The sequence below is a fragment of the Mucilaginibacter terrae genome (genome assembly GCF_042679325.1).
In the GTDB taxonomy this organism is placed as follows: Bacteria; Bacteroidota; Bacteroidia; order Sphingobacteriales; family Sphingobacteriaceae; genus Mucilaginibacter; species Mucilaginibacter terrae.
This window is the reverse complement of the sequence record NZ_JBHTMJ010000001.1, coordinates 446694-468888: the sequence shown is the minus strand read 5'-3', so window position 1 is coordinate 468888 and position 22195 is coordinate 446694. Positions and strand designations below refer to the sequence as shown.

General features: G+C 41.8%; 20 protein-coding genes. 3 read left to right on the top strand and 17 right to left on the bottom strand.

The genetic code is table 11. The annotated features are described in order from the left end of the window. Positions 1-141 precede the first annotated feature (141 nt). The 7 genes from ACFQ3S_RS01950 to ACFQ3S_RS01920 form a co-directional block, all read right to left on the bottom strand. Complete coding sequence (locus ACFQ3S_RS01950; protein ID WP_377160644.1) at positions 142-2460, bottom strand: FdhF/YdeP family oxidoreductase; 2319 nt, start codon at positions 2458-2460, stop codon at positions 142-144. Further along, the gene (locus tag ACFQ3S_RS01945; protein ID WP_377160642.1) at positions 2457-2813 is read right to left on the bottom strand and encodes a DUF7009 family protein; all 357 of its coding nucleotides are present in this window, start codon (positions 2811-2813) and stop codon (positions 2457-2459) included. Before ACFQ3S_RS01945 ends, ACFQ3S_RS01950 begins: the two co-directional genes overlap by 4 nt. A gap of 5 nt (positions 2814-2818) precedes the next feature. After that, positions 2819-3673 carry a formate dehydrogenase accessory sulfurtransferase FdhD gene (gene fdhD / locus ACFQ3S_RS01940; protein ID WP_377160640.1) on the bottom strand — a complete coding sequence of 285 codons (855 nt, stop codon included), beginning with the start codon at positions 3671-3673 and terminating at the stop codon, positions 2819-2821. Between the two features lie 68 nt (positions 3674-3741). Beyond that, on the bottom strand, positions 3742-4434 hold the full coding sequence (locus ACFQ3S_RS01935; protein WP_377160638.1) for an arylesterase: 693 nt from the start codon (positions 4432-4434) through the stop codon (positions 3742-3744). A 20-nt stretch (positions 4435-4454) separates the two neighbouring features. Continuing rightward, positions 4455-7022, bottom strand: coding sequence for an ABC transporter permease (locus ACFQ3S_RS01930; RefSeq protein ID WP_377160636.1), 2568 nt, complete (start codon positions 7020-7022; stop codon positions 4455-4457). 1 nt (position 7023) lies between these two features. Further along, positions 7024-7716, bottom strand: a complete 693-nt coding sequence (locus ACFQ3S_RS01925; RefSeq protein ID WP_377160634.1) for an ABC transporter ATP-binding protein — start codon at positions 7714-7716, stop codon at positions 7024-7026. Between the two features lie 163 nt (positions 7717-7879). Beyond that, positions 7880-8662, bottom strand: a complete 783-nt coding sequence (locus tag ACFQ3S_RS01920) for a DUF475 domain-containing protein (RefSeq protein WP_377160632.1) — start codon at positions 8660-8662, stop codon at positions 7880-7882. 160 nt (positions 8663-8822) lie between these two features. Here ACFQ3S_RS01920 and ACFQ3S_RS01915 point away from each other — a divergent pair, with 160 nt between their 5' ends. Then, a complete protein-coding gene (locus tag ACFQ3S_RS01915) occupies positions 8823-9272 on the top strand; it encodes an RrF2 family transcriptional regulator (protein WP_377160630.1) in 450 nt (149 codons plus the stop codon). Positions 9273-9456: 184 nt separating this feature from the next. Here the strand turns inward: ACFQ3S_RS01915 and ACFQ3S_RS01910 are convergent, their stop codons facing one another. From ACFQ3S_RS01910 to xerD, 9 genes are all read right to left on the bottom strand, one after another. Next, on the bottom strand, positions 9457-10092 hold the full coding sequence (locus ACFQ3S_RS01910; RefSeq protein ID WP_377160628.1) for a peroxiredoxin: 636 nt from the start codon (positions 10090-10092) through the stop codon (positions 9457-9459). Positions 10093-10183: 91 nt separating this feature from the next. After that, entirely contained in the window at positions 10184-10321 is a 138-nt protein-coding gene (locus tag ACFQ3S_RS01905) for a hypothetical protein (RefSeq protein WP_377160626.1), read from the bottom strand. A gap of 500 nt (positions 10322-10821) precedes the next feature. Next, complete coding sequence (locus tag ACFQ3S_RS01900) at positions 10822-12186, bottom strand: lipopolysaccharide biosynthesis protein (protein WP_377160624.1); 1365 nt, start codon at positions 12184-12186, stop codon at positions 10822-10824. Positions 12187-12238: 52 nt separating this feature from the next. Then, positions 12239-13024 (bottom strand): glycosyltransferase, encoded by a 786-nt coding sequence (locus tag ACFQ3S_RS01895; protein ID WP_377160622.1) that lies wholly within the window; start codon positions 13022-13024, stop codon positions 12239-12241. Positions 13025-13043: 19 nt separating this feature from the next. Further along, entirely contained in the window at positions 13044-13928 is an 885-nt protein-coding gene (locus ACFQ3S_RS01890) for a glycosyltransferase family 8 protein (RefSeq protein WP_377160620.1), read from the bottom strand. 325 nt (positions 13929-14253) lie between these two features. Then, positions 14254-15108: a fumarylacetoacetate hydrolase family protein gene (locus ACFQ3S_RS01885; RefSeq protein ID WP_377160618.1), complete on the bottom strand. Its 855-nt coding sequence runs from the start codon at positions 15106-15108 to the stop codon at positions 14254-14256. A gap of 26 nt (positions 15109-15134) precedes the next feature. Further along, entirely contained in the window at positions 15135-15899 is a 765-nt protein-coding gene (locus ACFQ3S_RS01880) for an SDR family NAD(P)-dependent oxidoreductase (protein ID WP_377160616.1), read from the bottom strand. Between the two features lie 5 nt (positions 15900-15904). Continuing rightward, a complete protein-coding gene (locus ACFQ3S_RS01875) occupies positions 15905-16963 on the bottom strand; it encodes an aldo/keto reductase (RefSeq protein ID WP_377160614.1) in 1059 nt (352 codons plus the stop codon). Between the two features lie 169 nt (positions 16964-17132). Further along, positions 17133-18032, bottom strand: a complete 900-nt coding sequence (gene xerD / locus ACFQ3S_RS01870) for a site-specific tyrosine recombinase XerD (RefSeq protein WP_377160612.1) — start codon at positions 18030-18032, stop codon at positions 17133-17135. Between the two features lie 40 nt (positions 18033-18072). Here xerD and aroQ point away from each other — a divergent pair, with 40 nt between their 5' ends. Both aroQ and ACFQ3S_RS01860 read left to right on the top strand, forming a co-directional pair. After that, a complete protein-coding gene (gene aroQ, locus ACFQ3S_RS01865) occupies positions 18073-18492 on the top strand; it encodes a type II 3-dehydroquinate dehydratase (protein WP_377160610.1) in 420 nt (139 codons plus the stop codon). A gap of 98 nt (positions 18493-18590) precedes the next feature. Next, entirely contained in the window at positions 18591-21104 is a 2514-nt protein-coding gene (locus tag ACFQ3S_RS01860; RefSeq protein WP_377160608.1) for a mechanosensitive ion channel family protein, read from the top strand. Here ACFQ3S_RS01860 and ACFQ3S_RS01855 read toward each other — a convergent pair. Then, positions 21073-22194, bottom strand: a complete 1122-nt coding sequence (locus ACFQ3S_RS01855; protein ID WP_377160606.1) for a glycosyltransferase family 2 protein — start codon at positions 22192-22194, stop codon at positions 21073-21075. The two genes, ACFQ3S_RS01860 and ACFQ3S_RS01855, sit on opposite strands and share 32 nt — an antisense overlap. Between the last annotated feature and the right edge of the window lies 1 nt (position 22195).

The window sequence follows — 22195 nt, the reverse complement described above, 5'->3', positions numbered from 1 at the left end:
ATGTGTGCTTTGACATAATAATAAACCCCAAAAGTTTTTGTCTAACTTTTGGGGGTCACTTCAAATGGGAACAGCCTCTTTTTGTAACATTAACCTTAAACCTAAGTACAAACAATAAGTTACGCAGATAAATGTAACAGATTATTTCGTACTACTATGTTTCCTGATCTTAATATTGATTAGTTTAGTTGCAGGCGTATTACTTCTCTCTGCAACGCTATCTATCGGAAATAAAACATTTGTTTCGGGATAATAAGTAGCTGTACAACGTTCGGGTATATCATAAGGAACTATAACGTACAAACGAGCTACCCGTTCTGTATGGTTATAATTGCTATACAGGTCTACCTTGTCTCCTCCTTCTAATCCGGCTTTAGCAATATCTCTGGCGTTCATCAATATAATCCGGCGCTCGTTATGAATGCCACGGTACCGATCTTCCATACCGTAAATGGTGGTATTAAACTGGTCGTGACTACGGATGCTGGTCATCATGTATTCATCATCGGCCAAATTGTGCTTAGGCAATTGAGTGATGGTAAACTGAACTTTACCGGGTGTTTCATCGGTTTCAAACCTGCCTTCGCGCGGGGCATTAGGCAGGTAAAACCCAGCCGGTACCCGTACCCGCTTATTATAGTCTTCAAAACCGGGAATCACTTTTTCTATACTATTGCGTACATGATCGTAATGCGATGCATACAAGTCCCAATTAACCACCGAACGCTTACCCAAAACCGCTTTAGCCAATTTGCATACAATTAATGGTTCGCTCATCATTTCATCGCTAACGGGGATCAGCATTCCTTTAGATTGCTGAATAACGCCCATCGAATTTTCGCAGCTTACAAACTGTTGAACGCCATTCACCATATCCTTATCGCTACGGGCTAAGGCCGGTAATATTAGTGCCTCTTCACCATGTATTAAGTGACTGCGGTTTAACTTGGTAGATACATGTACCGAAAGTTTTAATTTACGCATGGCTTCAGCAGTATAAACAGTATCGGGCGTTGCCGAAAGAAAGTTACCACCCATGGCAAAAAACACTTTAAGTTTGCGCTCCTGCATCGCTTGTATAGATTCTACCACGTCATATCCGTGCTTACGTGGCGGCTCAAAACCAAATACTTCTTTAAGCTTGTCCAGTTGTTTTTCGTACGGCTTATCATAGATCATCATAGTGCGGTTACCCTGCACATTGCTATGGCCCCTTACCGGGCATAAACCCGCACCGGGTTTACCAATAGCCCCTTTAAGTAATACAAGGTTCACAATTTCCTTAATGGTTGCCACGCCGTTCACATGCTGAGTAATACCCATAGCCCAACAAATTATAATGCGTTTTTGGTGCTTCAGTATTTCGGCGGCTTGCATTATTTGGGCTAAAGGCACACCGGCGGCATCAGCCAGGTCCTGCACATTATGTTTCTCCAGTTCTTTAATAAACTGGTCATAAAACACGGTATCCTTCGTAATAAACTCATGATCGAAAACCTGCCCTGGTGTTTCTTTTTCGGCCCGGAGAAGCAAAAGTTCAATAGCTTTCAGCAATGCCATATCGCCATTAATTTTTACTTGCAGGTACAGGTCGGCTAATGCTGTACTAAAACCCAGTACTCCTTTGGGTGTTTGCGGGTTTTTAAAGGCTATTAAGCCGGCTTCTTTAAGCGGGTTGATAGCAATAATTTTGCTTCCGTTTTTTTTAGCCTTTTCGAGCGCGGTTAACATGCGTGGGTGATTGGTACCTGGGTTTTGCCCCATAATAATAATCACATCGGTATCGTAAAAATCGTTCAGGGTAACTGTGCCTTTACCTATGCCAATAGCCTCGGCAAGGGCCACACTGGTACTTTCGTGGCACATGTTAGAGCAATCGGGCATGTTGTTGGTGCCATACTCACGTACAAACAGCTGGTATAAAAAGGAGGCCTCGTTACTGGTGCGGCCCGATGTATAAAACGCAGCCTCGTTAGGCGATTGCAAACTGTTTAAATGTTCGGCGATTTTTTTAAAAGCATCGTCCCAACTTATAGGCTGGTAATGGGTGCCACCTTTGGGTAAATAAACGGGCTGTGCAATTCGACCGTGTTTGCCAATTTCCATATCGGTTTGACGGGCCAGATTTTCTACCGAATTATGGGCAAAAAACTCGCCCTCCAACTTTTTAAGCGTAGCTTCCTCGGCCAATGCTTTAGCTCCGTTCTCGCAATATTCGGCAACGGCCGAGCGCTCATCATCCGGGTCGGGCCAGGCACAGCTCGAACAATCGAAACCCGTCTTCTGGTTCATTTTAAATAAAGCTTTCAACCCGCGCATACCACCTGTTTCTTCAAAAATATCGGTTAATGACGCGCCAACCGCAGGCATACCAGCAGCCCACTTTTTAGGTTCGGTAACTTTTAGGTCTAATAATCCTTCCGGGTTTTCGGCACTGGGTAGCTCTGTTCTCTCACTCATAATCTTTTCTCGGCTAATGGGTTGGGGTAATTATCGCTTTGGTCTTCTTCTATATTATCTAAACAGGTAAAATCTTTTTCCACCAGTATATGTAATAAACCATTGTGTGTATCAAATCCTACTTTATCAGTCGTGATCCATTCGTGCGCTATGCTTTCGGGCACTAACAAAGTAATGAGGTTAGTATGCAAGGTAGCGCGTACCTCAAGTTCGGCTGTACGTTGCAACAAGTAAACCAACGACTCATCTCCTATGGTTACTTTTTCTTTAAAAACTCCTTCCCGTGCAAACTGCTCTACTTCTGAGCGGGTTAAACGATAGCGTAACGAATTTGATCTGATGCGAATTTTCATAAACACTAATAATTGGTTATGCGGTGCCCCGCTGTATAAATATTAAAACGCTGGTTACGCAAAAAGCCAACCAGTGTAATGTTAAACTCCTTTGCCAGCTGCACCGCCAGGCTGGATGGCGCCCCAATAGCTGCAATTATACCAATACCTGCCATAGCGGCCTTTTGTACCAGCTCAAAACTTACACGCCCGCTTAGCAATAATATTTTGTTTTGAATGGGCAACCAGTTGTTTTGAAGAGCGTAGCCTATCAGCTTATCAAGCGCGTTATGCCTACCCACATCTTCGCGTACACATAACAGTTCTCCTTCGGGCGTGAATAATGCCGATGCATGTAAGCCGCCTGTAGTATCAAATACATCCTGATGGTTACGCAATATAGTGGGTAAATGGTATAAAGTTTCGGCAGTGATGGTGTCGTAATTGGAGTCGGCCGTATAGGTGCTTACCGTGCGGATAGCACTTATAGAAGATTTACCACAAACGCCGCAGCTGGAAGTGGTATAAAAGTTACGGTTGGCTTTGCCCAGGTTAGCAACAGCATGGGGCTGCAAGCTAATTACAATTACGTTTTCCCTGTTTTCGGCACAGGCTATAAATGCGTGTTGGGCCGATGCAATATCCTGATGGTGGGTAATAATACCTTCGGTAAATAAAAAACCTAAAGCCAGTTCAGCATCGTTACCGGGCGTACGCATGGTAACGGCCACATTTTGTATTTGCCGGTTATTTACGGTGCCAAAATCCAGCCTAATTTCCAGCGGCTCTTCAATTGCAACCACGTCATCAGTATTCATAAAATGCCCGGTGCTATCACATTTTTGAATGGCAATACCGGTGGAACCAACTATTAACAACATGTTTAAACAACAGTTGGATCATTGCTATTGTTCGGACGTAATTGTTTTATTACAGTGATTAAAATATGCTAAGAACCAAGCACATCCTTTAATACCACCCAAACATTGCTGGCTACAACTTTGGCGCCCTCTTTGGTTGGATGAATGCCATCGCCCTGGTTTAGTTTAGATATGCCGCCAACCTTATCTAATAGGAAGGGCACCAGTGTCATATTATTTTTAGCGGCCAGTTTAGGGAACATCTCTTTAAAATCGCTGACATAAACCGCACCCATGCTCGGAGGGATTTGCATACCGGTCAACACCAGTTTAGCTTTCGGGTACTTAGTTTTAACGCGGTTAATAATGGCTTGCAGGTTACGGGTAGTTTCGGCTACTGCTATACCGCGAAGTCCATCGTTAGCGCCCAGTTCTAATACAAAAACATCTACCTTTTGTTTCAAAACCCAATCTATACGGCCAAGGCCACCGGCACTAGTTTCTCCGCTGTTACCGGCATTCACTACCGTGTAAGGAAGATTGGCTTTTTTAATTTCTTCCTGTATCACGCTTGGATAAGCATCCGAGGCCGGGTCTTCCAACCCATAACCTGCAGTTAAACTATCACCAAAAAACAGTACTGTTTTGGTAGGCTCATCTGTGGCTTGCTTTGCGGGTACCGTTGCTGACGAATCTTTTTGGCTTTGCTGATTGGCGCTTTCACAAGCGGCCAGGCTTAGCAAGCCGCTCATTAGTAACGCCGTTAATATATTTGGCTTCATGTGTAATTTTATTCTTTCTTCTATGTATCAGACCTTAAAACTTCCAACGGCGGGCGGTTTAGTACGCCACGGCTGTTTAACAATCCAATTATGATAGTCAACGCTGCAGTTAGCACAAACAGTATAACAGCCGGTACATAATTAACCTGGAAAGGAATTTCAAAGCTAAATTTGGCCAACAGCCAGCTACCTGCAATAGCAATTAAAATACCTGTTAAGGCCGATAGCGCACCCAAAAACAAATACTCTAAGGCGGTAATAACTAATATTTGCCTACGGCTTCCGCCCAGGGTACGCAACAAAACACTTTCTTTGATCCGTTGATATTTACTAATGCGAACCGAGGCAATTAACACGATGATACCTGTAGCGATACTAAATCCGCTCATAAAACGGATGACATATCCTATTTTATCCAGTATCTCATCCAGTATATTTAATACCAAACCCAAATCTATAACCGATACATTCGGATACTGCTTTACTATCGCCTGCTGATATTTAGCCGATACATTGCCCGATGGCACATGGGTGAGCAGCACATGAAACTGCGGTGCCTGCTCCAGTACCCCGGTAGGAAAAACTACCTGGAAATTAGTTTGCACCTTGTTCCAGTTTACCTTACGCAAACTGGCTACATAGGTTTTAACCGGTGTACCCTGCACATTGAAGATCAGTTTGTCGTTTAACTTGATTTCTAGACGTTTGGCCATGCGTTCATCTACCGAAACCGGGATCTCGGAAGCATCACCAGCTTCACCTATCCACTTACCTCCAGCTATTTTCTCGGAGGAAATCAAATCATTACGGTATGTAACCCGGTATTCGGCGCCAAAGGCACGGCGCATGCGGTCGGCTGTACTGTCTTTAGGTAAGCTTGCAGCCGTTTTGTTATTGATCTGATCTAAGCGTATAGTAACTATAGGTACCTGTTGTATCACAGGCATATTATACTTCCTGGTTATATTTAATATACCCTTTTCCTGGGTAGTTTGAATATCGAACAGGATCATATTAGGTTGATTACCACTGGTTGACAGGCTTACCTGCTGAATAAGCATCGACTGCATAAAAATGAGCAGACAAATGAAAGCAGTACTTAACCCTATGGATACCATTAAAATGATGGTTTGATTATTTGGCCGATATAAATTGGCAAATCCCTGCCTTGCCAGGTAACTCCACGAGCCTTTTACCAGCAGCTTTATTAAGCGCATGAGCATAATTGCAGTTAGAGTAAGTATAAGGAAAGCCACTAAAATAGCCACCGTAAATGCGGCACTTGCTGCCCAGCTACTGAGTTGCAAATAACTGAAACCTACCATAAAAACAAGTATAAGCAGGTACACCAGCCAGCGTAACGGGTCAGCATTGGTCTTCACGTTTTCAAAAGCCGAACGTAAAGTATTTAACGGCGAAATATTGCGGATACTGATTAAGGGCAGCAAAGCGAACAACACCGATATAATGATGCCCAGCACCACACCCTGGCCCAAAGCCAGCCATGATACCGATACCGAAATATCGAACGGCAGAAAATCTTTCAGCACTACAGGCAATACCTGCTGTACCACCGTACCTAAAGCAGCACCCAATAACGAACCTATTAAGCCAATGCCTGCTATTTGAATTAAAAAGATCAAAAATGCTTCGGATGCTTTTACGCCAAGGCAGCGTAAAACAGCAATAGAAGCTACCTTTTCGCGCACATAAATCTGTGTAGCGCTGGCTACACCAATGCAGCCAAGTAGCAGCGCAATAAAACCCACCAACGATAAAAAACGGTTCAGATCGGTAAAGGCACGGCCAGTGTTTTGCTTACGGGTTTCAATGGTTTCGTAGTGCAGGTTACCTTTATCCAGTTTAGCATCCAGGCTATCTGCCAGTTTATCTACATTGGTATTCTTGTTAAACTTGTAATAATAATTGTAGTTAATGCGGCTGCCTTTTTCAACCAACCCTGTTTTTTCAAGGTATTGCATAGGGATATACACCACAGGTGCTATCCCAGCCGACATACCGGTTTGGCCGGGGGCCTGGTTTAATACACCGGCAATTACAAAAGTGAGCTCACCTATTTTAACAGAATCATTTAACCGGGCTTTGTATTGCTGCATTAACGCGGCATCCACCAAGGCATATTGTCCTTGTCTGAAATTTTCAGAAGCCTGTACAGGTGTGGTTTCAATACTGCCATAATAAGGAAACCCTCCTTTCAAAGCTTTAATTTGAACCAAACGGGTATCGCCGCTTTTATTAAAATAAATCATGGAAGCAAAAGCGCGCTCTTCCGAGCGCTCGGTACCCAGCTTATTCAATAATGGTTGCAGATTTTTGTCGACAGGTTTATTACCCGATATAACCAAATCGGCCCCTACCATAGTGGCAGCTTGTGCATCAATATCTTCGCGCAAATTGTAACCAAAGGAGTAAATGGCTACCAATGCCGCTATGCCTAATATAATGGAAGAAATGAACAGGAACAGGCGTGAGCGGTTACGACGGCTATCGCGCCAGGCCATTTTAAACAGCCAGCTCCACTGAACCGACCTGTTAAGATTAACCTTATTAAGTTGTGCTGTATTCATCTCAGGCGTTGGTTTTTTCGTCAGCTACCAGTTTGCCGCCCTTGATTCTTAATATGCGTTGTGTTTTACCGGCCAGTTCCAAATCGTGGGTTACCAGTACCAGTGTAGTACCGGCATCCTGGTTAAGGTCGAACAACAGCTTTTCTATCCTGTCTCCTGTTTCCGAATCCAGGTTACCGGTAGGTTCATCGGCAAAAAGTATTTTAGGCTGGTTAGAAAACGCACGTGCAATAGAAACCCGCTGCTGCTCGCCACCCGATAGTTGAGTTGGATAATGATGGCTACGGCTCGCCAACCCTACCTTATCTAACAGATCTAAGGATCTTGCCCGGATGTTTTTTTCACCTCGGAGCTCCAAAGGCACCATTACGTTCTCTAAAGCAGTTAACGTGGGCAGCAATTGAAAGTTCTGAAAAATAAAACCTACAAACTGGTTACGTACCTGTGCCCGTTTATCTTCGTTTAAACCGTTTAAATTAATACCATTTAAGGCTACACTGCCCGATGTGGAACGGTCAAGACCGGCGCATAAGCCCAGCAGGGTTGTTTTGCCACTGCCCGATGGACCAACAATGGCGTTGGTTGAGCCGGTAAGAATTGAAAAATTAATATCATCGAGCACCGAAAGCACCTTACCGGCACTTTGATAAGTTTTACTCAGGTTGCTTATATCAAGTATGGTTTCCACTAACATAGTTTAAATATTAACGTATAGACATCGATAGGCATTATAAGTTACAACTTTTATTCAGTTAGTTAAGGTTATGACAATTTAAGGAAGAATGAGAATGAAACTCTATGCTAAAGAGATCTTAATATTTAAAGCCCTCCCTTCCCGGGGGAGGATTTAATAGGGCTTAATCCTCTGTATAATGAACAACATGCTTTTTAGGAAAATTAAACAAAAGCGATGATAATACCGGGATAATAAAAATACCCACGGTGAATACGGAAATCCACATATCGGTGTGTTCACTTTCTATAATTTTCGTAATTTCTGTTTCGGGATAAAAGTGAGTATATAACGATATAGAGAGTTTAATACCTAACACACCTATCACCAAGTAAGCGATGGTTTCCAGAAAAGTGAATTTTTCCATCAATTTAACAAAAAACTGCGCCACAAAACGCATAGCTAATATGCCAATAAATACCCCTGTATAAATCAGGAACACATGATCGGTGAAGGCAACAGCTGCAAACACGTTATCGATAGAGAAAGCCAGGTCCATAATTTCCACTAAAACCACGGTAGCCCAAAAAGCCCCCAGTTTACCTACCGTTACTTTGTAAAACCAACTTTCTTCTTTATTAATATTTTCTTCGGCATTACCTTCAGCTGCTTTGCTTTTGAAATAAGTGAATGAAAGGTAGAGCAGGTATAACCCGCCTAATGGTTTTAACCACCATATTTTAACCAGCCAGGTTGCCAGTAATAAACATACACCTCTAAAAAAATATGCGCCTATAATACCATATTTTAGCGCTTTACTGCGTTGATGCTTAGGCAGATCGAGCACCATGGTAGCCAGTACGGCGGCATTATCAACCGATAACAAGCTTTCGATAACAATAAGGTTTAAAATGATCAGTAGTCCGGCTTTTATATCCTCACCTAACAGGGTATGCAAAAAATCCATGCTCAAAGTTATTCTTTATTCATAATTTGACCATAATAGATTTTTAATTGGGTATTGTGTAATAATTTAAATTGCCCGTGCCTATTATATTACTTCATTAACAACCGGCTTGCGTATGGGTGCAAATTTTTTAATATCATTGTAGTTGAATTAGGGATATATGCTATCTAAAAAGACCAAGTACGCCATTAAAGCGCTCATTGTTTTAGGAAAGAACAAAGATAATCCTCCTATGCAAATTGCGCAGATAGCCGAACTGGAAAAAATACCCAAGAAATTTTTGGAAGTAATTTTACTGGAACTGCGTAAAGCCGGCTTTTTATATAGTAAAAAAGGTGCCGGAGGTGGTTACGCTATTAACAAAGATCCTAAAGATATTTACCTGGTAAGCATACTACGCATTACCGATGGACCAATTGCCATGGTACCCTGCGTGAGCTTAAATTTTTACCACCGTTGCGAAGAATGTCATAACGAATCGACGTGCGGCATACGCAGCATGTTTATGGATATACGCGATGCCACACTGAAAATATTATCGGAAACCAGCATTGCCGATCTGATTACTAAAGAGATTGATTTGGGTGATTCGGCAATGGTGGGATTGTAGAATGCCCTCTTCGTTTTCTCACAAACAAAAAATGTCATTTCGAGTGATAACGAGAAATCTTGTCAAACTAAGTAAGTTGCCTATTTTGCATTTTGAACAAGATCTCTTACTATCGTTCAAGATGACAAAATTTCTGTAATTTTAATAGCCCTCCCTCCCGAAAAGGATTGGGAGGGCTATTTGTTTACTTATCAGGCTGCGGCGTTAAACGCAAATACGGTTTCACACGAGTATATCCTTTAGGAAACTTAGCAGCAATATCTTCATCTTTTACCGCCGGGGTAATTACTACATCTTCACCTGCTTTCCAATCGGCCGGGGTGGCTACGCTGTAGTTGGCGGTCAGTTGTAAGGAGTCTATCACCCTTAAAATTTCCTGAAAATTACGCCCTGTTGAAGCCGGGTAAGTAATAATCAACTTGATGGTTTTGTCGGGCGCAATGATGAATAATGAACGTACCGTTGCTGTTAATGATGCATTAGGATGGATCATATCATAAGCCTCGGCAATTTCTCGGTTCTCGTCGGCTATGATCGGGAACTCTACTTCCACATTTTGTGTTTCGTTAATATCTTTAATCCACTCCCGGTGCGAAGCAGCCGAATCCACGCTTAATGCGGCTACTTTTACATTACGTTTTTCAAATTCATCTTTAAGGGCAGCAGTACGGCCCAGTTCGGTAGTACAAACCGGTGTATAATCGGCCGGGTGCGAAAACAGCACTCCCCAGCTTTCGCCTAAAAACTCGTAAAAATCTATTACCCCAATAGAGGTGTCTGCTTTGAAATTCGGGGCTTTATCGCCTAATCTTAAACTCATGTTATTTTATATTTAGATGTATTAATATATAATGGTTTTATGCGGCTACGGTTTGGTAAATTTGGGCTAAAGTTTCAATCACCCGATCAATCTATGCAAAAGCATTCAACTTGCTAAACGAAAACCTGATATTCTCTTTACCGGCATCGGCATCAATTACCTGCAAAACGTGTGATGATGACCCGGTTGAACAGGCGCTCCCCACCCGATACGGAAATTTCCTGCTCATCCAAACATCGCAGCAAGTTGAGGCTATAGTTTAATGCGGGTAAACCTACGTTGAGTACGGTATATAAACTTTGGCCTCCTCTGCGGTATTACCATTGAAGATCATGCCCGGTACTTCGCTAATTAACCGGACGATCATATAATTTTTTAATTGCCTGAATTTGATGCCGATGTTACCTGGCGTAAACCGGTATAGGTTGCTAAAAACTTCACAGGGCTTTTCCCTCAGTCTTTCCTGGATAAGTATAAAAAAACGTTCATTAAATAATAGCAAATATATAATACTTTTTGTACAAAGTCTATAAAATTAGTAGAATTTATTTGAGGGTTTTTTGTCCACGAATTGGTGCTGATTTTTATCAGTTTGAGCTTATCGAAGACTTCATAAAGCGTATAAATGTTCCACAAGCTCAGACAGACCACTTTTTATGCACTGGCCTATTAAAGTACACAAATTGAGAACTTAATATGAACGGTTGATGTTAGGTATATTTTTTAAGGTTAAGGATTACCTGCAGCTTTCTTTTTGCGAAGTACAGCCCAGCTGTCTTTTATAAGCCATTGGGTTTCCAGCCAGCCAATTTTGTAAACATCCCACAGGGCAAACTTCATATATTTTTGTAACCAATGGTAACTAATAATCATACCGGTTAAAATGGGCAGTATGGTAGCAAAGGCCACTCCGTAAATATTACCGAACACCCACACGCCAATAAAATCGCCAACAATGTTTGCTGTAAGCATGAATATTAATTTGATCATGTTAACTTTAGGTTGGTTAATGGCATCCAGGGTAAGTGCCATAAATCGTTCAACCGGGTACAACAAAGCAAAGGTCATAAACACGCGAAACACATTGGCTGCTTCGGTACTCAGGTATTTTTTATCAACTATCCATATAGCCACTTCGGCAAATAAAAGCGAACCTATTACCACCGGAATAAGCAAAATAGTTAGTAAGCCCGAATATTTTTTAAGCAGGTATATCACATGGTATTTATTGTGCTGGTTATAAGCTGCCGAAAGCGGTGGCATTACGGTTGCGGCAAAACTTCTCAAAGGTATTTCTACCAACTCCATTAAACGGAGGCCTAAATTATATACGGCCAAACTGCTTGGCCCCAGCATAAAATTAATAATGTACGTATCGGAGTTACGGAACATACTGCTACCCAGCGCAGTACCCACACTAAATTTACCAAATGCGAACAATGCTTTAACCGTTTGCGTAGTTTTATGAAAGAAGGTATTGATGCGGGCCCATCCTAAAACTATGGTCATTAAACTGGTGATACCGCCCGATACAAAGCCGGTATAAATTACCATCATGAGGTTGAGCTTGTTTAAGGCAATTAATACGATCACCATAAATATGGATAAGCAGGTACTGGTAGCACGGATATACAACAAACGATCAAATCGTTTTTCGGCCTGTAATATGCAACTGGCTAAAAAAGAAGGCATGGTAATGATGAAAACCAACCCAAACCATTTGAGAAAAAGATCTAAACCTACATCGCCCACCCGATAAGGAATAACCAGGTAAGCTAAGTTAACCAATACAAATAGTCCGGTAATCCATGTTGCCAAATACCAGGCCGAACCAGCAACTTCGGCAGAACGTTCTTTGGTAGTACCTGCATAAGAGGTGATAAATGCGGTACTTAATAAACCTGCCCTAAACGTATCTACCAAGCCAACCGTACCCTGAAAAAAAAACCAGGCTCCCATCTTGTCAATACTCATATACCTGAACAAAATGGCAATTTGCACCATGTTAAGTACCTGCGTAACGGCAGTGCCAATTAAATTGACAATGTGCGGGTTCTTTAATTTCTCTAATATTTGCTTGATCTTTGAAAGCATTACGGGTTAACGATGATAGCGTGAAATTAATTGTTCGTAGATATATGAAAGGCTATTTCATCTTATTATACTGAATAGTGCTCTTCACAACTTTACCCTTTAAATAAAGCGTTCGTAACATACTTACCAAAAAAGAGTTACTTAATTTCCATTTGCTGCGCACCATAGTATTAGGTTCAATGGCGCCGTGCTCGTGCAAAAACAGATCGGGGCCGTTAAATAATAAGGCCTTGCCCCTATTTATAATAAACTGCATACACATGTTGTACTCCGTCGGATCGCCGCGTTCACCTTCCAGGTAACGGCCAAATTTTTCAAAATAGTTAGACCTGCGTAAATGTGGATGATCGCTATATAGCCTGAATTTCAAATGGTTTAAATACCATAAGCTTTGTTTGAACAGCATTTCGGCATAACCGTATTTGTACTCCTTCAAGTACGGAAAGGGTGCCCAAGGAAATGTATAAAAGCGGATAAGATCCCAATCTTCCTCATCCATTAATTTAACGGCATTCGCAAAGTTGGGGGCAAAACAGGTTGTTGGTTCAAAATCTTCCTGTACGTACAAGGTGTACGGGGTATTTACAGCATCCTGCCCTTTATTAATATTGTTACCTAAACCTTTATTTACCGGTGTAGTAATCAATTTAAACAAATAGGTTTCCTGCAATTGTTTTACATAAGCCAAATGCTCGGGTTTGCTGCCATCGTCAGATATTACCACCTCCTCAAACTCCAGATCTTCTTCGGCACAGCGTTTAAGTAAATACTCCAATGATTTACTGCGGTTGTAATGTGTTATTAATAGAGTAACCCGGTCAAATTTGTGTTTAGCCATGCTATTTAAGCTTAATTAATTAACCGGTAATTTTCCTGATAAAACGCCTGATCATCCTCAACCTGCGCGTAAACGCTCCTACCAGCTTAAAATTATTCCAGGCGGTTTTGTTGAGGTAATCAAAAAATATATCTCTATATTTTTGGCTATAAGTATAATTGGTATAAATAGGTTTATTACCAATATAATGTAAAAGTTTGGCTCCGGGCTTGTCATTATCTACCAAGTGATTCCATTCGGGATCCAATTGCAGCCAGCGGTTGGCCAGCACGGCATTTAAACAGTACTGATCGCCGTACACTATGTATTTTTGGTATTTAACCGCGGCATCAAGTGCTTTGGTGCAAACATCAAACTCGTTCCATTTAGCCACATTAATTAATAGCAAACCAGCATTCAGGTATTTATCTTCTGATTGATAACCCAGTTCGGCCCAGTTGCGTACGCCTCCCCCCCAGGAGCAACCCAAGGTTTTAATGCCAGGGTCTTGCACGGCAGCAATAATATTATCGCCAAAATCAACCTCCCATAGCTCGGCAATATTGCCCAATACAATCATATCCGAATCGAGGTATAATACGCGCTCGGTTCCTGGAGGTATAAAAGTATGTACAAACAAGCGAAAAAATGTGGTAACAGGCAGGGCGGCATTGTTAAAATATGGTATAGTAATTTTACCAACCACATCTTTAACTAACAAAAATTGGATATTTATCTCGTTACTGCTAATTGATTCAAGGATTTTTTGACGATTTGCTGCGCTGATACCATCATCAATAATATAAATGTCTTTTTGCGACCCGGCTGAATTGATCTCTAAAGATTTAATGGATGCAGCCAGCAAAGGCACAAAATTGTTATCACAGGCATAAACAATGCTTAAACGCCTATCAGTACTAATCATATTAAAAAATTGGTTCTGGTTATCGTATTAATTATTAAAAGCAAATTATCAGCCACTAAGTGTATTACCAATAATAACCTTTGTAAAATAGCTAAAGTACATTTATTACGCTCATTTAATAAGTATAATGTGTTATACGTATTAATTGAGCCGATGGTTATTGATTCAGAAATTTCTTACGCTTTGGGCAATACGCTCCTCAAAGCCCCACTTAAACCTTCCCCGGAAAAAGTGCTCAAATTGACTATGACAGATGTATTTCTAAACCACGAAAGCCGCAGCTAATTAACCGCAGCTTTTTAAAAAATGTATGTACTGGTAATGGCTACGCGCCGTAAGCTTTAACCGTTTGCTTTTGTGTACCCAAACCGTCGATGCCTAATTCTATCACATCGCCGGGTTTTAAGTAAACCGGCGGTTTAAAGCCCAGGCCTACTCCTGCCGGAGTTCCGGTAGAAATTACATCGCCGGGCAACAGGGTCATAAACTGGCTTACATAAGATATTAGGAATGGGATATTAAAGATGAGATTAGCGGTTGTGCCATTTTGCATCATTTGACCGTTAACGCTTAACCACAATTTTAAATTATCTACATCGGCCACTTCATCGGCAGTGGCTAAAAACGGGCCTAATGGCGCAAAAGTATCACAGCCTTTTCCCTTATCCCAGGTACCGTTACGCTCTAACTGAAATTCACGCTCCGATACATCATTGTGCAATACATATCCGGCTATATAGCTGGCCGCATCAGCTTCGTTAACATAACTTGCTTTTTTATTAATTACTATGGCAAGTTCCACTTCCCAATCAGTTTTAAAAGAATTTTTAGGAATTACTACATCATCAAACGCACCAACTACGGCCGTAGTGCTCTTCATAAACAATACCGGCTCAGGTGGTAAAGGTGCGCCGGTTTCTTCAGCATGATCGGCATAGTTTAAACCTATGCAAAGTAATTTAGACGGGCGTGCAACCGGACTTCCCAAACGTTCATCATCATCTACTGCTGGCAAATCAGTTCCATGTTCCTCAACAATATGTTTCAGCTTATCCAGTCCATCAGTTTCAAAAAAGGTTTCATTATAATCGGGTATAAATCCCGAAACATCGTAGCGTTTATTGTTAATTAGCACACCAGGTTTTTCCTGGCCCGGTTGGCCAAATCTTATTAGTTTCATAAGGGGTATATTTTGATGGTGTTAAACTATGTATTTAAGGTAATAAAGCCGCCATCTATAGCATAATCGCTGCCGGTAATGAACGATGCTTCGTCCGAGCACAGGTACAACATCAGCGAAGCCAGATCGGTGGGTGTACCCATACGGCCTATTGGCTGTGATTTGGACAACTTATCAAAAATCTCGGCTTCCTGGCCGGGGTAGTTTTTGGCAATAAAGCCATCTACAAAAGGCGTATGTACCCGCGCCGGCGATATGCTGTTGCAGCGAATGCCGTATTGAATATAATCGCGCGCTACAGAAAGCGTCATCGCATGAATAGCTCCTTTGCTCATGGAATAGGCGAAACGGTCGGTTAGCCCTACGTGCGCCGCTATAGATGCCAGGTTAAGTATGGCGCCACCCTTTTGCTTAACCATAAGCGGCAAAATAGCATGCAGACTATTGTAAGCACCTTTTACGTTTACGCGATATATACGGTCAAAATCTTCCTCACTGGTATTATCGGCACGGCCTATATGTGCAATTCCTGCATTATTAACCAGTATATCCACCCGGCTTAGAGATGCCACAATATCTTTAATTTGCTGCTGATTACTAACATCGGCCGTATGCATGCGGGCTTGTCCGCCTGCTGCGGTTATTTCACGGGTAGTTTCTATGGCCTGGTCGGCATTGAGATCAATAATATGTACTGCTGCACCTTGCCGGGCAAACATTATTGCCGCTGCCTTGCCAATACCACTGCCTCCACCGGTTATAACGGCTACTTTATTTGCTAAGCTAAACATGTTTATCAATTAGATGAATATTTCGACTGAACCATTTCCAGGCCTTGCTGGGTTATTAACTTTTCCTCAAATAATTCAGTCCAAAACTCCGGTAATATTTCAGTATCTATCATACCCGAATTATGAGCTACCCGATTAGGGTTAGAAGTATTCATAGCTATACTACCCACTCCCGGTGCCGCCAGCCCAAATTGTACACATACCGCGGCCGGTTCCAGTTGGTGCTTATTACAAAGTGCATAAAAGCTTTCACGCCACTGGTAAAGTTCCTTTCCTTCGGGGCTTTCGGCATCAATTAAATGATAATTGTAGTAATCGCCCCCGGTTAAAAAACCGCCATTAAACACAGCAGAGTTAATAATACCGATACCCTGTTGCTGAAGTTTTTTCATAAAAGCCAACAGCGCGGTTGGATGGCTGTGCACGGTCATACTATTGGCTATCATTACCCAATCCAGCTTTACATCGGTACTAATACGTTCAATAATCTTCCAGTCTTTGGCTCCTACACCTACACTTTTAACTTTGCCTTGTTGTTTTAACTCGGCTAAGGCTTTGTAAGCATCTAAAATATCCTGGTAACGTTTGTTACGGTCGGTATCATCAGTAGCGGCATTCAAATACTCGTCAGGGTCATGTACCGATACCAGTTTAGCCGGGTAATGGCCCAGCAGCGTATTACCTTGTTCGTAACATTCGAGTATGCCATTGTAACTAATTTGCTGTATCGCATCAAATTGGAGCCCTTTCCATACACCTGGTTCAAAAGTGGGTTCAGGCGTTTTAAGTTCTGTACGCAGCCAGCCTAATTTATTGCTGATCAGTACATCACCCGGATCTATGTTTAATTCTTTTAAAGATTGAGCTAACGACTCGAGTGCCAAACCTGCACCATATTTTCCGGCCGAATCGAAAACTGCTGGTTTAGCGCTATTGTCAACAAAAGCTTTAATAATAGCACATTTCTCTTTTTGAGGTAAAATAGTGTATAAATTACCTAAACCACTGGTGCCAAAAATAACCGGCGGCAAATAAGTATTTTGTTCGGAACCTTGTGTAGACATGAATTTTATTTAAGTAGATAACCAGGCTAATTTCAACAAAGCTATTATTATACATTAAATAATAAAACGTAAATGTGATGTTTATTAACCATACTGAATTGTAAGCAGTAAACATCTGCGTGTATGATAATGCCATGCCTTATGCAGGTTATCATTAACAATATGACATTCAACTTCTTGGGTGATATTGAATAATGGTACTTTTCAGGTATTCTCTGTCAAGGTGTGTATAAATTTCGGTTGTGGTAATACTTTCGTGACCTAACATCTCCTGTACGGCACGCAGATCGGCCCCGCCCTCTATTAAGTGCGTAGCAAACGAATGACGAAAAGTGTGCGGACTGATCTTCTTTTTTAAGCCAATACTTTGGGTTAATTGTTTAATTATCATAAAAATAAATACCCGGGTAAGCCTGCTGCCCCGCCTGTTTAAAAAAACCATATCCTCTTCGCCTTTTTTCACAACAGCATGCGCCCTGCCATATTCCAGCCATTGCTGCAGGGCTTTAATGGCTGTGTTGCTAATGGGTACCAACCTTTCTTTATTGCCCTTACCAACTACTTTTATAAATTCAATATCCAGGTATAAGTTAGAGAGTTTAAGTTCGGTAAGCTCAGATACTCGTAAACCGCAACTGTACAGCATTTCCAATATGGCTTTATTACGTGAACCGTCGGGTTTGGAAAGGTCAACGGCAGCTATCAGTTCATTGATCTCATTATAACTTAATGTATCGGGTAGCTTACGCTGTATCCTTGGCGACTCTAACAGTTCGGATGGATCACTGACTATCATATCCTCCATAAGCATGAACTTATAGAATGATTTTATGCCCGACAGGATACGCGCCTGGGTTGATGAAATCATCCCTAATTCATTTATCCACTGTATAAACAACCTCAAATCGGCTAAACTGATACTATCTGGCTTTAACACAGGTATCTGTATTTCAGAATATTCACGCAACCTACCTATATCTCTGCTGTAGGCATCAATGGAGTTCTCGGAAAGCGATTTTTCGAGTTTTAAATAGTTTTGAAAACCTTTTATTGCCGACTGCCAATCCACTGTTTTAGTTTTAATGTTTTATAGTTAAGTTTGAAAGGTAATGAATATACAGATCATCAACGGACCAAATTTAAACCTACTTGGCGTAAGAGAGAAATCTATTTACGGCGATGCCAGCTTTGAAACTTACTTTGCTACCCTGCAGCAACGCTACCCGGAGCATACATTCAGCTATTTTCAAAGCAATAAAGAAGGTGAACTGATTGATAAACTGCATAATGTAGGTTTTACTGCCGATGGCATTATTATAAATGCCGGTGCTTATACGCACACCTCTATTGCCATTGCAGATGCTATTGCCGCTATTGCCACACCGGTTATAGAAGTGCATATTTCAAATGTTTATAAGCGCGAAACGTTTCGTCATCAATCTATGCTGGCCGCCAGTTGCCGTGGTGTAATAGTAGGTTTTGGGATGGATTCGTACCGTTTGGCTTTAGAAAACTTCATCAATACTTAAAAAAACCTTATATAAGCGCTTGAAAACTACCTAAAAGCATACGTTTTTTAACAAGCGGGTGTTGTTTTTTCACCAGTACTATTGACCTGTTTTTTCTGATGCGTAAAATATTTGCTATTAAACTTTTATCAGGCTTTATTATTTTGGCTTTTGCCCTACCTTTGGTAGTAAGTGCTCAAAGCAGCAAAAAAAAGTCACGCTCGGTAAGCGACTCACTCAGGACAGCCATACTACGCCGCGATTCGATGATGAGGTACTACAAAACCTCCGACACATCCACTAATAATTTACTTCAGCGTATTGAGTTTTACACCCTGGAATTTAACCAGATTGGAAATTCCCTGAGCAAGGGTTTAGATACCGCATCCATTAGTGCCGAACTTCCCCGTTTAGAAAAACTGACCATTACCATGCGTAATTTAATAGCGCGCGACAGATCGGGTACATTACGCTATTTGTATGCCATACGCGATATTTTAAATAAACAGCAGGATAGACTGGACGTTTGGCAAGATGATTTAAAAGATGCCAACGAAAAACTGGCCGATATTGATGAGCGAATTGGCAAGGTTGAACGAGACTCCATATTCAGGATTTTCCCGGCTGATAGTACCCTGCGTATTACCTTTTTAGAACAGCGCGCTGCTATAGAAATTAAAGCGCATAAACTGGATACCATTAACCGTAAAGCCCTGTTAAACGTAGGGCTGATGCAAAACAGGCTAACCTCCATTTATATAGCTATTATTGAGGAAAAGGAAATGATTAATGCCAAGATCAGGAACTTTAGTATGAACGCACTCAATTGCGAATACGGCTATATATGGGATATGAAACCGGCCGAGGGCACCACGTTCGGCTCATCGTTAGAGCGTACGGTTAGTATGAACCTGAAACTTTTTAAGCTACTGAACGGCGAATCGCTTAAACACGCTTTGGGCTTTATACTACTGGTGGGTTTCTTTTACTGGATCATTTTCACCCGCCGGAAAATCATCAAAACCAAATCGGGTTACCTGGAGATCTTCAAGCAAACCCAGTACGTATCGGCCTATCCCGTTGCAGTAACATTGCTGGTAACATCCCTTATTATACCTTATTTTTACGACCAGCCGCCGGTGGTTTTCCTGGAAATTATTTTCATGTTCACTATTTTAAGCGTATTATATTTAACGTTTAAAACCTGCGACAAACCGTCTTTTAATTATCTTCATAAATTATTCTGGATCACATTAGTATTAAGTGTAAGCAACCTTTTTGTCGAAATTTCTAATGTTGACCGGGTGGCTTTACTCCTGCTGTCGGCTGCTACTGTTTACATCAGCTGGGCTTTCCTCAAACAGCTTACCATAAGTAAAGAACCCGTTATTCCTTACAGTCGTATTGCTTTATGGCTGCTTATTATATTAGAAACCATTTCGGTTGTATTTAACATTGCAGGGCGTTTTAGCCTGGCCAAAATAATTGGAGTAACCGCTGTTTATAACTTTTGGCTGGCTTTAAGCCTGTATTACCTGGTACAAATATTGGTGCAAAGCCTTTTTTTACAGTTGGAAGCCCATAAAATAGATAAGGACAGCATCAGCACTTACCTTGATTTTAAATTGCTGCAAGCTAAGTTCAAAAGCATCCTGTATATGGTGGCCATTATTATGTGGGTGGTAACTTTACTGCAAAACATTAGTGTGGAAGACAGTGTGTTTAGCCTCATCGGCAGTTTTTTAACCGAATCGCGCAAGGTTGGCGGTACCCTATTTACGTTCAACAGCATTATCATTTTTGTGGGTGTAATATGGCTTTCGAGCGTTATAGCCCGTGTGGTAAGTTATTTTTATGACTTTGCCGATCAGCAAAAATCGGCTACGTCGGTACAGCGTAAAACCCGTACTTCGTTACTGCTGGTTCGTATAGCGGTGTTCAGTGTTGGCTTTTTATTAGCTATCGCGGCATCGGGTTTCCCGTTAGATAAAATCACCATTATAATTAGTGCCCTGGGTGTTGGTGTGGGTTTTGGTCTGCAAAACATAGTAAATAACCTGGTATCGGGTTTAATACTGGCCTTTGAAAAGCCGGTGCAGGTGGGCGATGTAATAGAGGTAGCCAACCGGGCGGGCACCATCAAAGAAATAGGTATGCGCTCGAGCAAGATAGCTACCGGTAATGGTGCCGAGATTATTATACCCAATGGCGACCTCATCTCGCAACATGTAATTAACTGGACATTAAGCGATAATAACCGCCAGGTTGAACTGTTAATTAATGTAGCCTACGGCTGCGATGTAGATAAGGTAAAGATGATATTGCGGGAAGTATTAGCCAAGCGCGACGATATTATGCAAAGCCCCGAACCCATGGTGTTCCTGGATAAATTAGGGCCCACCTCGGTTGATTTTAAGGTGTTGTTTTGGGCGGCCGATATTTCCATGTGGCTGCAACTAAAAAGCCGCATACTATCGGCCATATACAAAGTGTTTGAAGCCGAAGGTATTGAGATACCACAACCCAAGCAGGAAGTTTATGTACAGATGCCTGCCAGCGATGTAAAGATCCCGGTACCCGTTGCCGAACCCACACCACCGGCTAATGAAAATCTCGGGGATCCAAAGCCGTAAACCTGGTTTTCTTCTTCACAAAAAAATCGGCTACTATACTGCGTTTATATAAACCGGATTTGTTAGGAGATAGTTGATGGTTATTAGTTAATGGTTCATGGCCGGAGATAATTCCTCCCCCCAACTCTCTTACAGTGAGTGCCTCTTCACTTCCGACTTCGGACTTCCGACTTCGGACTTCCGACTTTTTAAAAAAGCTCCTCACAAAGCTCTGGTGTGCTTTGCTTACCGCCCAGGCATCTTTACGTTTACCTTCCCCTACAAATCTTAACAGGGCAAGCAAATCAAGCCACATGCGCATACCTATTACATAAGTGGAGCGCATGGCCGACATGTTCTTTTTAATGAGCCACAAATTATTACGGAAATTAAGATAAGTTTTAAAAGGGTTTTCGGTGTTAAGTGTGCCGCCGCCCACATGGTAAACGGCCGATTGGGCGCAGTACATAACTTTGTACCCCATATTCTTTAACCGCCAACACAGGTCAATTTCTTCCATGTGTGCAAAAAAGCGTTCGTCAAAGCCACACACCTCGTGCCAGCACTTACTGCGGATAAATAACGCCGCGCCCGATGCCCAAAATATTTCACCCGACTCGTCATACTGGCCTAAGTCTTCTTCTACTTCATAAAACAGGCGGCCGCGGCAAAACGGGTAACCCAACTTATCTATAAAACCACCCGCGGCACCGGCATGTTCAAAATAGTTCTTACGGTTGTACGATTTAATTTTGGGTGCTGCTGCTGCTATCTGGTCATCACTTTCCATAAGTGCAATAACCGGCTCTATCCAGCCGGGTGTAACTTCAATATCTGAGTTTAACAGGATGTAGTAGTCGGCATCCACCTGGTTAATCACCCGGTTATAACCACCGGTATAACCGTAGTTCTGGTGGTTTTGTAATACCGTAACCTCGTTAGCATACCGGGCTTTCAAAAAGTCTACCGAACCATCTGTCGAGCCGTTATCGCCCACTACTACTTGCAGGTTAGGCCAGGTTGATTGCAGTACCGAAGGCAAAAATTGCTGTAAAAATCTGAGGCCGTTCCAGTTTAAAATAACAACAGCAACTTTAGGTGTTCTATTCATT